Origin of the sequence: Flavobacterium collinsii (assembly GCF_946903285.1) — a bacterium.
In the GTDB taxonomy this organism is placed as follows: Bacteria; Bacteroidota; Bacteroidia; order Flavobacteriales; family Flavobacteriaceae; genus Flavobacterium; species Flavobacterium collinsii.
In genome coordinates, this window is record NZ_OX336425.1 from 94,362 (window position 1) to 108,777 (window position 14,416).

The following is a 14,416-nucleotide window of genomic DNA, read 5'->3' on the forward strand; positions in this document are numbered from 1 at the left end:
TTCCTTCTAAAAACTAAAACAAATTTGAAAATTCAATAATTTTAACTTTATCTTTGCACAAAATTAAGGTTGTGTTCATTCATACACATTAAAAGGGAATCAAGTAATAAATCTTGAGCTGTACCCGCAACTGTAAGCTTTGTTCTGAAAAGAATGCTTGTTGTTAACTACAAAACCACTGCTCGCTCTGGCGAATGGGAAGGTAAACAACAAGACGCAAGCCAGGAGACCTGCCTTTGTAACCAATATCGAGCTCTCGGGAAAAAGAGTGTAGAAATTATGGCTTTAAAAAAACTTTTTGTCTTTTACTTATTGTGCTTGTGTCAGATTATCTCGGCGCAAAGTGATTCTATTACTAAACTTAAAAATGTTGTCGTTTCCGACGCCAATCTTAAAAAATACTCCAGTTCGCAATCGGTTTTAAAACTAAACGATTCTGTTATTGGCAAGAATGAGGCTTTACTGACTGATTTGTTAAACTTTAATTCGACTATTTATTTTAAAGAATACGGTCGTGGAATGCTTTCTACCGTAGCATTCAGAGGTACGACCTCATCGCAAACAGCAGTAATCTGGAACGGAATCAACATTAACTCTCAAATGAATGGAAGTACCGATTTTAATACCATTCCCGGCTCCGATTATAATTCGATCAGCGTAAAAGCCGGAGGAGGAAGTGTTATTTACGGCAGTGGAGCGGTTGGAGGAACGGTGCATTTAAATAACGATCTGGCCTTTTATAATCGATTTGAGAATACTTTAAAACTGGATTACGGAAGTTTTAATACGATTGGAATTAATTACAAAACCAATATTTCAAACGAAAAATGGAGCGCTCAGATTGGTTTCTCTAAAAACAGTTCGACAAACGATTACAAATATCTCAATCAATACAACTGGAAAGGCGAACAGCGCTGGAATCAAAACGGTCAATACGATGTTATATCGCTAAATGCAAATGCAGGTTATAAAATTGATGCTAAAAACAGTTTAAAATTATATACCCAAACTTCCAACACAGACCGAAATACTTCACTGGTTTCCGAATCTGAAACGAAAAGCAAATATGTCAATGGTTTTAATCGAAACTTATTAGAATACGACGGCGATTTTGGCAGATTCAAAACCAATTTTAAAACGGCCTACATTTTCGAAAACTATAAATATTATGCCGATAATTCGAGCAATATTTATACCTACGGAAAAACCGAAAGTTTAACTACAAAAGCTGATTTGGGCTATCAATTATTAAAATCCATACAACTAAATGGTATTCTGGACTATAACCGAACCAAAGGATACGGAAGTGGTTTTGGAGATAATGTGAGAGAAATAAGTTCGGCAGCTTTACTTATAAAACAAGATGCTTCCCCTAATTGGAAAAACGAATTTGGGGTTCGCAAAGAGTTTACAGACAATTATAAATCTCCTGTATTATTCTCAGCGGGTTCTTCATATCAGTTTGGAAAACTGTATAATTTGAAATTGAATGTATCCCGAAATTTCAGAATTCCAACTTTTAATGATTTGTATTGGGAAGAAGGCGGAAATCGTGATTTAAAACCGGAGAGTTCTTATCAGGCGGAAATTGGAAATATTTTTACCGTTCAGAACTTTTCTTTGACTCAGACTTTTTATTACATCAAAATAAAAGATCTGTTGCAATGGGTTCCCGGAAATAATGGTATCTGGAGGCCGCAAAACACAGACAAAGTGAACAGTTATGGGGCCGAAACCTTATTGAGCTGGAAAAAGAGTTTTGGCAAAAACAACCTGACTGCTAATGCGACTTATGCTTATACAGTTTCAGAAAATGTCGAAACCAAAAAACAATTGTTTTTTGTCCCTTTTCATAAAGTTACTGCTACCGTTGCCTACTCCAGAAACAACATTTCAGCCCATTATCAATTTCTCTATAATGGCTTTGTATACACACAGGCAGACAACGATCCCGAAAAAATCGTATCGGCTTATACAGTTTCAAACGTTGGTCTAGATTACGATTTTAAATTTTTATCTTCTTTCAGGGTAGGTATTCAGGTGCTGAATGTATGGAATGCATTTTATCAAAGTCTGGAACACCGACCAATGCCGGGAAGAAATTACAACCTGTACTTAAACCTTAAATTTTAATATAATGAAACTGACTAGATTATTTTTATTAGCATTAAGCGTATCGCTTTTTGTTTCTTGTTCTAATGACGACGACTCCGACAATCCTAAAGGAGTTTATGATAATGGAATTTTCATCTTAAATGAAGGAAATTCTACTGATGGTGGTTCTGTTTCTTTCATCTCTGACGATTTAAACACTTTCAATAAAGATGTTTACAAAACGGTAAACACTACTGATTTTGTTGGAAAATTTCTTCAAAACATCTTTTTTGACGGAGACAAGGCCTATATTATTGCCGGTGGTTCAAATGTTATTAATGTAGTAGACCGTTATAGCTTTAAACTATTAGCTAAAGTTGAAACTGGTTTAAACGCACCAAGATACGGTGTTGTAAAAGACGGTAAGGCTTATGTAACGAATGCTAATACGTATTGGTCTAAAACAAACCCGGCTGGTAACACCGATGATTTTATCGCTGTAATCAACTTAGCTACCAACAAAGTAGAAACAACAATACCGTTAAATACAACTGCAAACCATATCGAGCTTCACAACAACAAGCTTTATGTAACAGAACCTTACAATAATGACAAATTACTTGTGGTTAATCCGGCTACAAACAAATTGGAAACTTCATTAACTATTGGTTTTGGAGCAGATACTATGGAAGAGAAAGATGGTATTTTATATGCAATCAGAAGTTCTTATGGAGAAAGAAGCGAAATTGTAAAAGTAAAATTATCAGATAACTCTATCACTAAAATCACTTTCCCGGAGTCACTTGACGGCGTTAAAAACTTAGACATTTACAATAACAAAATATACTACACCTTAAATACGGCAGTTTATGCAATAGATTATACTGCAACTACGGCTTCAACTACTCCAATTTTCCAATATACTTCAACTTCTGATTACGGAAAAATGTATGGTTTTACTGTAAAAGATGACAGAATTTTTATTGCTGACGGAGGTGATTTTAAATCAAACAGTAAAGCTTACATCTACAACTTAAGTGGAACATTACAAAAAGAATTAACAGTTGGTGTTGGACCAAACGGTTTCTACTTCAACGATTAATTTTTAAAATTAGTTTTGGTTTTTGACCAAAAAAAAAGGCTTTCAGAAATGAAAGCCTTTTTTTTATTTCAATGCTCGTAAAAGTCCTTCGGGAGCTTTTTCAAGATACATTTGATTTTTAATTCCGTCCATTGCTTTAGCATCTGTAAAGCCTTTCAAAGTTACCCCACTGTCCTCGCCTGTTTTTTTCGCACTTACTCCTGTTATTTGAGATACTGCTACACTCAACAATGGCTCTGTAGGATCTCCTAAAACTCCTAAATTAGTAATACGCTCCAGTTTTTCATACGTTGGTTTTAAACCGTCTGTGTACTCTCCAAAATCAGCAGCATTCACAATTTTCAACACCAAAGGCTGCATCGCATACTTGTGATTTGGGTTTCGGTTTGTTTTTCCAAAAGTTGGAGAATCGTATAAGGTCACCGATCCTACGTTTTTCCCAACAGTAGTCTCTCCTACCTGAATTACTGAAATATAAGGCACTAACCCATTGATCACCAATTCACTTGCAGAAGCCGTACCACTTGTTGTGATAATATAAACTTTGGTCAGGTTCAAACTATTAATCGCAGTTCCATCAATTTTATCTACAAATTTATTAAGCAATGACTCAGGGTCTTCGCTTTCATAAAACTCATTAATTTTAGCATTCCATCTTTCTTTCGAAAAAACCTTATTAGTAAACTGTCCCGTAATCATACTTGCCAAACGTGTTGCCGTTTGTATCGAGCCTCCTCCATTGTATCTTAAATCTAAAACAAGATCTGTAATACCCTGTGCTTTTAGTTCTCCAAAAGCTGCATTAAGCTGTGCATCATAATTGGCATAAAAACCATTGTACATTAAATAACCTATTTTTCGGCTTCCGGATGTAATCACTTTATTTATAAAAACAGGGTTTTCATCTAAAGTTGTTTTTACTAATGCAACTGTTTTTCCATTGCTATCAAAACCGGTACCGTTAAAAGTAGCCATATTCAATGTATAACTATCAGCTGCCAAGAGCGACTGATAATTTGAAACCGTCAAAGACGTTCCATTAATTCCCGTAAAGAGATCTCCTCTTTTTATATCTTTTTTAGAAGCGTCAGAATTTGGGATGATATAACGTACATAACCCACTAAATCAGTAGTACTTCCGGGTTTGTAACTAAGTCTGAAATCCACACCGGCATTTTTTGAAGTTCCCTGAAGTTCCTGTTCTAAAACAGTATAATCGTCTACAATCCAGCTAAAACGATCAATTGCCTGACCTTTTGGGAATTTGCTTATTGGTTTATTCAATAAATCCTGAAATAAATCCTGCGGTTTAGAATATCCTCTCAAAAATGCATTTAATGCTTCCTGATTACTAAAACGGTCATCTGCCAAATTAGGAACATCAGCTTGCCATAAGTAAAACTGATTCAGGCCTTTCCAAACAAAATCATTTACCTGCAACGAGGCTGGAGCCGCCACATCATCCTGATCTTCACAAGATTGTAAAGAAAAAGCAAGCAAAAATAATAACAGTACGCTTCTTAATATTGTTTTCATATAGTGGTATCTATGTACTAGTAACGTAAAAATACTATCTTTAGTTTTAACTCTAAGAATTTTATTGTTTTTTATTGTAAAAAAAATTGAATACACCGTGTAACAAAAATAATAGTGTCTCGTCTTCACTATATAAGCTAACGAATAACCAACAAATTTTATGAATCAGAATGTGTTTATAGAATTAATAAATCCTTTTAAAGACAAAGTTTTTCGTCTGGCAAAAAGATTATTAACCAGTACCGAAGAAGCTGAAGATGCAACTCAGGAAGTAATGGTAAAGTTATGGAACAAAAAAGATACTCTGGACACTTACAATAGCGTTGAAGCTATTGCAATGACAATGACCAAAAATTATTGTCTGGATCAGTTAAAATCAAAAAGAGCCGGAAATCTTAAAATTGTCCACAATAACTATACCGACCGGGAACCACAATTGGATAAGAAACTGGAAGATTCGAATAGTTTAGAATGGGTTGAAAAAATTATAAGTCAATTACCCGAGCAATTACAAATATTAATTCAGTTACGGGATGTTGAACAATATGAATTTGACGAAATTGCGAAAATTGTCAATATGAACGAAACGGCTATCAGAGTAGCCCTTTCAAGAGCGAGAAAAAAAATAAGAGAATCAATGGTTAATACACACAGTTATGGGATACAATAAAATAGAAGATGTATTAGAAAAATACTTTGAGGGAGAAACAACTATTGCCGAAGAAAATCAATTAAAAGAATATTTTTCTTCACCGGATGTTGCGCAGCATTTGGAACAATACAAACCTATGTTTGGTTATTTCTCTCAGGTAAAAGAACAGAAATCGACGCAGACAATACCACTAGAAACTAAAAAACGAAAAGTAGCGTGGTTATCGATTGCAGCTTCAGCTGTTGTTTTACTAGGAGTTGGAACCTATTTTTATGTGAGCGAAAAAGATGTAACTCCAGTTACAGCGCAAACAGAATTAGGAACCTACGATAATCCGGAAGAAGCACTTGCCGCAACGCAAAAAGCTTTGGCTTTATTATCAAACAATGTTAATGTAGGTATTGAAAGTGTACAGTACATTAAAGAATACGAACAATCAAAAAACAAAATTTTTAAACAGTAATTAAATCTCAATCAAAATGAAAAATTTCATCATAACACTAGTTTTAGCATTCGTTAGCCACACTTTTTATGCTCAGGGAGCATTTGACAAATTTGATGGTCAGGACGACGTAACCTCAGTAATCGTAAACAAAAAAATGTTCGATTTAATGAGCAAGGTAAAAGTTGACGCTTCAGATAAAGAAACCCAACAATACATTAACTTAATTAAAAAGTTAGATTACTTAAAGGTGTTTACAACCAAAAATCCAAAAATCGAAGCCGATATGAAAGCTTCTGCTGATAAATACATCAAAACAGCCGGATTAGAAGAACTTATGAAAGTAAACGACAGCGGAAAAAATGTACGTATAATGGTAAAATCAGGTGCAAGCGATACACAAATTAAAGAATTACTGATGTTTGTTGACGGCGCAAAAAGCAATGAAAGCGTTTTACTTTCCCTGACAGGTAATTTTGACTTAAACGAAATCTCAGTACTTACAGACAAGATGCAGCTTCCAGGTGGCTCTGACTTAAAAAAAGCTTCTAAAAGCAAAAAATAAGATGAAAGCAAACGTTATTACCTCAGCCCTTTTAGTTTTATTAACTTTAGTAAGTTGTAATTCTACTCCTTCATTGCAGAAGTATTTTGTTGAAAACACAGACAATAAAGATTTTATCGCACTTGATATTTCGTCAACAATCTTAAATGTGGAAAAAACAAAATTATCTGCAGAACAAAATGAAGCTCTAAAATCATTCGACAAAATGAATATCCTGGCTTTTAAAGAGACACCTAAAAATCAGGCACAATTTGAAACAGAACGCAGCAAACTAAAAGAGATCCTGAAAAATCCAAAATACCAGGAATTAATGAAAGTTGGTTCAGGTAAAGACGGAGCCTCCATAAGCTATGTGGGACCTGACGACAATATCGAAGAGTTTGTAGTTTTTGCTAACAAAAAAGAAAGTGGTTTTGTAGTGGTGCGCGTACTAGGCAAAAACATGAATCCTAACAATATCATGACCCTGATGTCGGTTTTGAAAGAATCAAAAATTGACATGGAACAATTAAAGCCTTTACAGCAATTGATGAAACCATAACATCTTACTTATATTAAAGTGAAAAAGCTCCAAATTATGGAGCTTTTTTTATTTAACATTTTTAGAAGATTATACTGAATAATACCACTTGTATTTGTTTTGATATGACCTGAATTTATCTATATTTGCCCATCAACCAAAATAAAATTATTAAACTAATTATGGTACAAAAAACATCGAATGCCTTTATAGCGGCATCTTGGGTAGCTCTTGGAGCAGGAACAGTTGGATTTATAGTAGGGCTTGCAAGAGCCGAAATGCTTTTAAACGAAAAAGGATACTATTTCACCGTTTTAATGTTTGGACTGTTTGCTGTAGTTTCATTACAGAAAAGTGTAAGAGACAGGCTGGAAAACCTTCCGGTAACTGATATCTATTATGGAATCTGTTGGTTCGGAACCCTTTTATCTATCGTATTACTAGTCGTTGGCCTTTGGAATGCCACTATTTTACCAAGCGAAAAAGGTTTTTATGCTTTCGCTTTTTTATTAGCTCTTTTCGGTGCTATTTCGGTACAAAAAAACACAAGAGACAATATGGCATTTAGCCAAAATAATTAAAATCTTATAAAGATTGTGAATTAACAATTAAAAAAGCTTTGTATTAAAAGTTTTTTTTGTTGCAAAATTTACGTCTCTTTTTATTGCTTACACTCTTAAATGAAGAGAAGTAAAACAACAATAATTCTACTATTTTAATAAATAAAAAAAAACAATACCTATACTTTCTAAGCAAAAGCATAACTTTTGCACTGAGAGTTTTTTCTTTAATTGAATTTAAATTTAAACAGCCCTATATGAAAAAAATTTTACTCTTTACATTATTATCAACAGTAAGCATCAATGCACAAACCCCTACAGATTATGTAACTACAGGGTTCAATACTCCAAGCGGAATTGCTTTTGATGCATCTGGAAACTTATTTGTTGCCGATTATTACACTTACAAAGTAACTAAAGTTGCACCTAATTTAGCACAAACCAATTTTGCTACCGTAAATGGTACTCCGCAACAAATAGCTTTTGACGCAGCCGGCAATCTTTGGTTAGCAGGATCCGGTTTTATTCAGGAGATTGAAAAAATAACGCCTGCAGGAGTTATCACAACCTACTCTGCCTCAGGAAGTCCATACGGAATTGCAATAGATGCATCTGGAAATGTTTTTTATTCGGAATCTAATTCTGGTGACATAAAAAAAAGAACTCCTGAAGGAGTAACTACTACATTTGCTTCAAACTTCATTCAACCTAACGGCCTGGCATTTGACAAATCGGGCAACTTACTTGTTGTAGACAAGTTAGACGGGGCTGTTAAAAAAATAACTACTGATGGCGTTGTTAGCAAATTGATTTCAGGAATGAACAATCCGACGAATTTAGTAGTTGCGCCAAATGGTGATTTGTATATTTCTACAGGATCACAAAATAGAATTTTCCGTTTTCCTGCTGGTGGTGTAGATGGAGATCAGCAACAATTTATCAGATTCAACATAAACTACGACACTCCTGCACAAATGGCAATTTACAATGGCGCACTTTACGTAAGTACAGGTTCCCATACTAAAAAAATCATTAAAGTAACATCTCCTTCTTTAGGCTTGGGCGACACAAAAAAAACTATTAATAATAGTTTAGCAATTTATCCAAACCCTGCAACAGATTATTTACATATCGAAAGCAATAGTGATGTTACAATAGAAACTATTGACTTATATGATATGACCGGAAGAGCTGTTCAAAACTTCAAGCCAGCTGATATTCAAAACAATACAATTAAAGTATCAAATGTAACTTCAGGAAATTACATTTTAAAAGTAAATAATACTTCTAAAAAGATTATTATTAAGTAACCGCTTCTTTTAACATACAAAAAAAGGGAAGTCTCATAGCTACGAGACTTCCCTTTTTTATTTATAGATTTGAGATTATTTACTCAAATACATCTTTCTTCTTGAATACAATTCGTAGAATTGATCGTCTTTTAAGTCATCAATAAACAAGATGCTTTCTCCTGTTGATTTCATCTCAGGTCCTAATGCTTTATTTACATTATGGAACTTACTGAAGGAGAAGACCGGCTGTTTAATAGCATATCCTTTCAACTGTGGATTAAAGTCAAAATCTGTTACTTTATTGTGTCCTAACATTACTTTTGTAGCGTAGTTCACATAAGGCTCTCCGTATGCTTTCGCAATAAACGGTACTGTTCTTGAAGCTCTTGGATTTGCCTCAATGATATAAACTGTATCGTCTTTTATTGCAAACTGAATGTTGATCAAACCAACTGTTTTTAAAGCTCTAGCTATTTTTTTCGTATGATCTTTGATCTGCTGCATTACGAATTCTCCTAAGTTAAAAGGAGGCAAAGTAGCATTACTATCTCCAGAGTGAACTCCACAAGGCTCGATATGCTCCATAATTCCGATAATGTACACATTTCCGTCAGCATCACAAATCGCATCCGCTTCAGCCTCGATTGCTCCGGCCAAATAGTGATCTAAAAGCAATTTATTTCCTGGGATCGTCTTTAACAAGTTGATCACGTGCTCTTCCAGTTCTTTCTTATTGATTACAATTTTCATTCCCTGACCGCCTAATACGTAGGAAGGACGAATTAATAAGGGAAAGTCTAAAGTATCAGCAAGTGCCGAAGCTTCGTCAGCCGTTTCTGCAATTCCGAAATCCGGGAAAGGAATGTGTAATTCTCTCAATAAATCAGAGAATCTTCCTCTGTCTTCGGCTAAATCAAGTGCATCAAAGCTGGTTCCGATAATCTTCACTCCGTATTTAGATAATTTTTCAGCAAGTTTCAAAGCGGTCTGCCCACCTAACTGTACGATAACACCTTCCGGTTTTTCATGCTGAATGATGTCATAAATATGTTCCCAGAAAACCGGTTCGAAGTATAATTTATCAGCTGTGTCAAAATCAGTCGAAACCGTTTCAGGATTACAGTTAATCATGATTGTTTCGTATCCGCATTCTTTAGCTGCCAAAACTCCGTGTACACAAGAATAATCAAACTCAATTCCCTGTCCAATTCTGTTTGGTCCGGAACCTAAGACGATGATTTTCTTTTTCTCAGTTACAATACTTTCGTTGTCTACGTAACGCTCACCATTTGCTTTTTCTATTTCTGCCTCAAAAGTCGAATAGTAATAAGGTGTTTTTGCCTTAAACTCAGCCGCACAAGTATCGACCAGTTTAAACACACGGTTGATATTTTTATCCATACGCAAAGTATGCACTTCACTTTCCAGACAGTTCATCATGTGTGCAATTTGTCTGTCGGCAAAACCTTTTTGTTTTGCTTCCAGTAAAAGTTCTTTCGGAAGAGTCGTTATCTTGTAATTTGAAATTTCTTTCTCTAAAGTATAAAGTTCTTCATATTGTTTCAGGAACCACATATCAATTTTTGTGATTTCATGAATACGGCTCAACGGAATTCCCATTGCGATGGCATCATAAATTACAAAAACACGATCCCAACTTGCAAAAGTTAGTTTCTCGATAATTTGCTCGTAGTTCTTATATCCTTTTCCGTCAGCACCTAAACCGTTTCTTTTTATTTCTAAAGATTGGGTAGCTTTGTGTAACGCTTCCTGGAACGAGCGTCCAATTCCCATTACCTCTCCAACGGATTTCATCTGAAGTCCTAAAGTTCTGTCGGCACCTTCAAATTTATCGAAGTTCCAACGCGGTATTTTTACAATTACATAATCTAAAGTTGGTTCAAAAAGAGCCGAAGTCGATTTTGTAATTTGATTTTGCAATTCATCCAGGTTGTACCCCAAAGCCAGCTTGGAAGCAATTTTAGCGATTGGGTACCCAGTTGCTTTTGATGCTAAAGCTGACGAACGGGACACACGAGGATTAATCTCGATGGCTACGATATCTTCTTTTTCATCTGGCGAAACTGCGAATTGTACGTTACAACCACCTGCAAAATTTCCAATACTACGCATCATCAGGATTGCATAGTCACGTAATTTTTGGAATGTCGTATCTGATAATGTCATTGCCGGCGCCACTGTAATCGAATCTCCTGTATGAATTCCCATTGGGTCCATATTTTCGATCGAACAAATGATCACAACGTTATCATTTTTATCTCTTAAAAGTTCCAGCTCATACTCTTTCCATCCCATTAAAGCTTTGTCAATCAAAACCTCATGTATTGGAGAAGCTTCAAGACCTCTTGTTAAAAGCTCATCAAAATCTTCCTTTTTGTAAACCACTGCAGCTCCTGTTCCCCCAAGAGTAAACGAAGGACGAATTACTAACGGAAAACCAAATTCCTGAGCAATTTCTTTTCCTTCTAAATAAGAAGTAGCCGTTTTTGCCGGTGCAGTTGGAACATTAATTTTTTGCAAAAGCTGCTTAAATTGCTCTCTGTCTTCTGTAATATTAATAGCATTTACATCAACCCCGATCAATCTTACTCCGAAATCCTGCCAAATTCCTTTTTCGTCAGCTTCCAAACATAAATTCAATGCAGTTTGCCCCCCCATTGTAGGCAAAACAGCATCAATTTGTGGATGTTCTTTCAGAATTTCAATAATCGATTTTGTAGTTAAAGGTTTCAAGTAAATGTGATCGGCCATACTTGGGTCGGTCATAATTGTCGCTGGATTCGAGTTTATCAAGATAACTTCAATCCCTTCTTCACGAATAGAACGTGCAGATTGAGAACCTGCATAATCAAATTCGCAAGCTTGACCAATAACAATAGGTCCTGACCCTATTATTAAAACTGATTTTATTGATGTGTCTTTAGGCATTTTATTTGTATTGTGTAGTTATATAAAGTACTTTAAAAAACATTCGTAGTATATTCTAAACTAGAACGTTGCGGATTTTTTACCGACAAGGTATAAAAAAAGGCGATACTAAAAAAGTAACGCCTTATTTATGTTTATAGAAACATTATTTCTTGTGTCTAGGTTCGCTAGAAACAGTTAATTTATGTCTTCCTTTAGCTCTTCTACGCGCCAGAACTTTTCTTCCATTCGCAGAAGCCATTCTGTCCATAAATCCGTGCTTATTTCTTCTTTTTCTTTTCGATGGTTGAAATGTTCTTTTGCTCATTGTTTTGTATCTTTAAAATGGTATCTAATATCTGTTTTTCTGTTTTGAATATCATTATTCCAAAACCGAGTGCAAATATACAAAGACTTTTTTTTCTGGCAAGTAGTTTTATAAAAATATTTTTAATTCCTTTTACTATCTTTGCAATCACAAATTTACAATAATTATGTTTCACAAAAATATTAAACTTATTTTGGCCGGACTTCTAGTAGTCGCAGGCGTTTGGCAATTTACAGAGAGTAATATCGGAAATGGAATTTTCCTTATATTGTTAACTGCAATTCCTATTTTCCTTTACTTCAAAAACGAATTTATCCTTTTAGCTTTCCTTAAATTAAGAAAACAAGACTTCGAAGGAGCTAAAAAATGGCTTGCATATATTAAAAACCCTGAAGCTGCTCTAGTAAGAAAACAACAAGGATACTTTAATTACCTACACGGCATCATGTTGTCTCAAACCAATATCAATCAGGCAGAGAAACATTTCAAAAAAGCAATCGAACTTGGATTGTCTATGGATATGGATCTTGCAGTAGCAAAATTAAACCTTGCCGGAGTTGCAATGTCACGCAGAAGAAAACTAGAAGCGACTAATTTATTAAATGAAGCTAAAAAATTAGACAAACAAGGAATGCTGAAAGAACAAATCTCAATGATGAAAGAACAAATGAAGAAAATATAAATTCTTCAAATTCGACTAACATAAATTCCAATATTTTAAATCCCAAATTCCAAAAGAGTTTGGGATTTTTTATTTTAGATTGCAAAGTTTAGACTTTAAACATTTTTAAATTTTAGAATCTAATAAGAATAAGAAGCTATTTCCTGCTATCCGCTTGTATCTTTTATGGCGAACCCCGCCACAAAAGGATACCACTACTATCAGGGCTAGGATTTTAGTCTTCATTAGAAGATTTGGTATAATTGAAATTTATTTTGTCATCCCGAGAAAAGAGGAATAACAAGGGATCAATACGAAAACCTGTGGATTTATAAAATTGGACATAAGTATTAGTGAGTCTAGAAAAAATCAGGTTCAAAAGTTCTGGAGTGATAAAAATAGTATTCTCTTTACCATAAAGGACTTTTAGGAATGAAAGTGGCAGCCTTTTGCAATCTTTTAAAGTTTTACATTTTCCTAAAATTTCTTAATTGTAAAAATAATAATTTACAGCTTACCCTATAAGAGACAAGCATTTGGAATCTGTTGCTCTGAAAGAGCCTTAGCAGTAACATGGCGCGAAGTGCCATGAATAATGGTGAACACTTCTTTAAGCCCTGTAAGGGCAAAAGCATAACCTAAAAAGCACATATCTTATTTTATGACATTTCCAAAAGTTAGCAACTTTTAATTAAGATCTTATGTTTTATTTATAACTGCTTATGCCCCTTCAGGGCATTATGATTCATCATCTTAATTTATAGTGCGTTGCACTATTTTTATGCTTTTGGGCTTTCAGCCCTTTTTAAACATTTCAAATATTTATACCCAAAGAGAACACTAATTATAAAATCAGCTGTAATAAAATGATCTCTTAAATGAAGAGCTGAAATCGTTAATAAAAGGAATAACTTCTATCAACCCCACAACATTTTGTATTGATCCATAACAAGATTGCGGATAAAAAATTTGCGTACAGATTGCACATGGACCTTTGTCAAAGTTTAAAACTTTGACAAAGATTTCTAATCGTAAAGCATTGGAATTTGAAACTTAAAAAATTGGAATTTTAATTTTCCAAGATGATCGAAGGCAAATTCTCATTCAGCCATTTGTATTTATTAAGAATCATAATATGTGTTCCTCCTTTTACTACAATACAGCTGTTGATATACTTTATAGGAAAAACATCGTCCTGATCTCCATGAATATGGATCACATTAGAATCAATTTCATTCCTATCCCATAAAATAACTGATTCAACCGCCCATTGTAAATAATTAAGATCACGCACTGCTAAGAACTTCTCATACAACTTAATGCGCTTATTTACTTTTTCTCCAAAAGAGTACTTCGCCAGGTTTTCGATATTCAAAATTAATTTCATCGGAATAAGCTTATAGGCTTTTGTTGATTTTCCAATTTTCATTCTTCGTGGAAATTCCGCATTACTTCTAACGCTCGAAATAATAATTACTTTTCGGGTCTGAATGTGTTTGGCGATTTCCTGAACCAAAATCCCTCCAAAAGAAACACCTATCAAAACCGGATTCTCATGTTTAATATTTTTAGAAATTCGAAGAGCGTAATCAGACAGTGATTCTTTTGGTTGTGGAAGCTCCCACTCCAACAAACACATCTCAAAAACAGACTCGTCTAAATTGATTCTTTCAAAAATAGCGGGACTCGCCGCAAGACCGGGCATAAAATATACAGGAATTTTACTCATTTGACAG

At 34.5% G+C, this 14,416-nt stretch carries 13 protein-coding genes and 1 riboswitch; of the genes, 9 read left to right on the forward strand and 4 right to left on the reverse strand.

The genetic code is table 11. The features are described from left to right. The first annotated feature begins 49 nt into the window (after positions 1–49). Positions 50–252, forward strand: a riboswitch (cobalamin riboswitch). 27 nt (positions 253–279) lie between these two features. Next, the gene (locus OGZ34_RS00475) at positions 280–2,133 is read left to right on the forward strand and encodes a TonB-dependent receptor plug domain-containing protein (protein ID WP_263361841.1); all 1,854 of its coding nucleotides are present in this window, start codon (positions 280–282) and stop codon (positions 2,131–2,133) included. Positions 2,134–2,137: 4 nt separating this feature from the next. After that, positions 2,138–3,196, forward strand: coding sequence for a YncE family protein (locus OGZ34_RS00480; RefSeq protein WP_263361842.1), 1,059 nt, complete (start codon positions 2,138–2,140; stop codon positions 3,194–3,196). 63 nt (positions 3,197–3,259) lie between these two features. Here OGZ34_RS00480 and OGZ34_RS00485 read toward each other — a convergent pair whose 3' ends face one another. After that, on the reverse strand, positions 3,260–4,732 hold the full coding sequence (locus tag OGZ34_RS00485; RefSeq protein WP_173967561.1) for a S41 family peptidase: 1,473 nt from the start codon (positions 4,730–4,732) through the stop codon (positions 3,260–3,262). Between the two features lie 160 nt (positions 4,733–4,892). Here OGZ34_RS00485 and OGZ34_RS00490 point away from each other — a divergent pair, with 160 nt between their 5' ends. The 6 genes from OGZ34_RS00490 to OGZ34_RS00515 all read left to right on the forward strand — a co-directional run bounded on the left by OGZ34_RS00490 (position 4,893) and on the right by OGZ34_RS00515 (position 8,781). Beyond that, on the forward strand, positions 4,893–5,402 hold the full coding sequence (locus OGZ34_RS00490; protein WP_173967560.1) for an RNA polymerase sigma factor: 510 nt from the start codon (positions 4,893–4,895) through the stop codon (positions 5,400–5,402). Then, the gene (locus tag OGZ34_RS00495; RefSeq protein ID WP_173967559.1) at positions 5,389–5,847 is read left to right on the forward strand and encodes a hypothetical protein; all 459 of its coding nucleotides are present in this window, start codon (positions 5,389–5,391) and stop codon (positions 5,845–5,847) included. The genes OGZ34_RS00490 and OGZ34_RS00495 overlap by 14 nt, the downstream gene beginning before the upstream one ends. Before the next feature lie 16 nt (positions 5,848–5,863). Then, positions 5,864–6,391, forward strand: coding sequence for a DUF4252 domain-containing protein (locus OGZ34_RS00500; RefSeq protein ID WP_173967558.1), 528 nt, complete (start codon positions 5,864–5,866; stop codon positions 6,389–6,391). A 1-nt stretch (position 6,392) separates the two neighbouring features. Then, the gene (locus OGZ34_RS00505) at positions 6,393–6,932 is read left to right on the forward strand and encodes a DUF4252 domain-containing protein (protein WP_173967557.1); all 540 of its coding nucleotides are present in this window, start codon (positions 6,393–6,395) and stop codon (positions 6,930–6,932) included. Between the two features lie 161 nt (positions 6,933–7,093). Beyond that, entirely contained in the window at positions 7,094–7,492 is a 399-nt protein-coding gene (gene yiaA, locus OGZ34_RS00510; RefSeq protein WP_173965284.1) for an inner membrane protein YiaA, read from the forward strand. Between the two features lie 236 nt (positions 7,493–7,728). Next, positions 7,729–8,781 (forward strand): T9SS type A sorting domain-containing protein, encoded by a 1,053-nt coding sequence (locus tag OGZ34_RS00515; RefSeq protein ID WP_263361843.1) that lies wholly within the window; start codon positions 7,729–7,731, stop codon positions 8,779–8,781. 75 nt (positions 8,782–8,856) lie between these two features. Here OGZ34_RS00515 and carB read toward each other — a convergent pair whose 3' ends face one another. Continuing rightward, positions 8,857–11,712, reverse strand: a complete 2,856-nt coding sequence (gene carB / locus OGZ34_RS00520; protein WP_173965282.1) for a carbamoyl-phosphate synthase large subunit — start codon at positions 11,710–11,712, stop codon at positions 8,857–8,859. Positions 11,713–11,857: 145 nt separating this feature from the next. After that, entirely contained in the window at positions 11,858–12,019 is a 162-nt protein-coding gene (gene rpmH, locus OGZ34_RS00525; protein ID WP_008464848.1) for a 50S ribosomal protein L34, read from the reverse strand. A gap of 166 nt (positions 12,020–12,185) precedes the next feature. Here rpmH and OGZ34_RS00530 point away from each other — a divergent pair, with 166 nt between their 5' ends. After that, the gene (locus OGZ34_RS00530) at positions 12,186–12,701 is read left to right on the forward strand and encodes a DUF2892 domain-containing protein (protein WP_173965281.1); all 516 of its coding nucleotides are present in this window, start codon (positions 12,186–12,188) and stop codon (positions 12,699–12,701) included. Between the two features lie 1,048 nt (positions 12,702–13,749). Here the strand turns inward: OGZ34_RS00530 and OGZ34_RS00535 are convergent. Next, positions 13,750–14,409 carry an alpha/beta hydrolase gene (locus OGZ34_RS00535; RefSeq protein WP_263361844.1) on the reverse strand — a complete coding sequence of 220 codons (660 nt, stop codon included), beginning with the start codon at positions 14,407–14,409 and terminating at the stop codon, positions 13,750–13,752. Positions 14,410–14,416: the final 7 nt, after the last annotated feature.

Excerpts from the sequence above, each read along its gene's own strand:
- OGZ34_RS00475 (WP_263361841.1), top strand. The coding sequence starts at position 280 with ATGGCTTTAAAAAAACTTTTTGTCTTTTACTTATTGTGCTTGTGTCAG.
- OGZ34_RS00480 (WP_263361842.1), top strand. The coding sequence starts at position 2,138 with ATGAAACTGACTAGATTATTTTTATTAGCATTAAGCGTATCGCTTTTT.
- OGZ34_RS00485 (WP_173967561.1), bottom strand. The coding sequence starts at position 4,732 with ATGAAAACAATATTAAGAAGCGTACTGTTATTATTTTTGCTTGCTTTT.
- OGZ34_RS00490 (WP_173967560.1), top strand. The coding sequence starts at position 4,893 with ATGAATCAGAATGTGTTTATAGAATTAATAAATCCTTTTAAAGACAAA.
- OGZ34_RS00495 (WP_173967559.1), top strand. The coding sequence starts at position 5,389 with ATGGGATACAATAAAATAGAAGATGTATTAGAAAAATACTTTGAGGGA.
- OGZ34_RS00500 (WP_173967558.1), top strand. The coding sequence starts at position 5,864 with ATGAAAAATTTCATCATAACACTAGTTTTAGCATTCGTTAGCCACACT.
- OGZ34_RS00505 (WP_173967557.1), top strand. The coding sequence starts at position 6,393 with ATGAAAGCAAACGTTATTACCTCAGCCCTTTTAGTTTTATTAACTTTA.
- yiaA (WP_173965284.1), top strand. The coding sequence starts at position 7,094 with ATGGTACAAAAAACATCGAATGCCTTTATAGCGGCATCTTGGGTAGCT.
- OGZ34_RS00515 (WP_263361843.1), top strand. The coding sequence starts at position 7,729 with ATGAAAAAAATTTTACTCTTTACATTATTATCAACAGTAAGCATCAAT.
- carB (WP_173965282.1), bottom strand. The coding sequence starts at position 11,712 with ATGCCTAAAGACACATCAATAAAATCAGTTTTAATAATAGGGTCAGGA.
- rpmH (WP_008464848.1), bottom strand. The coding sequence starts at position 12,019 with ATGAGCAAAAGAACATTTCAACCATCGAAAAGAAAAAGAAGAAATAAG.
- OGZ34_RS00530 (WP_173965281.1), top strand. The coding sequence starts at position 12,186 with ATGTTTCACAAAAATATTAAACTTATTTTGGCCGGACTTCTAGTAGTC.
- OGZ34_RS00535 (WP_263361844.1), bottom strand. The coding sequence starts at position 14,409 with ATGAGTAAAATTCCTGTATATTTTATGCCCGGTCTTGCGGCGAGTCCC.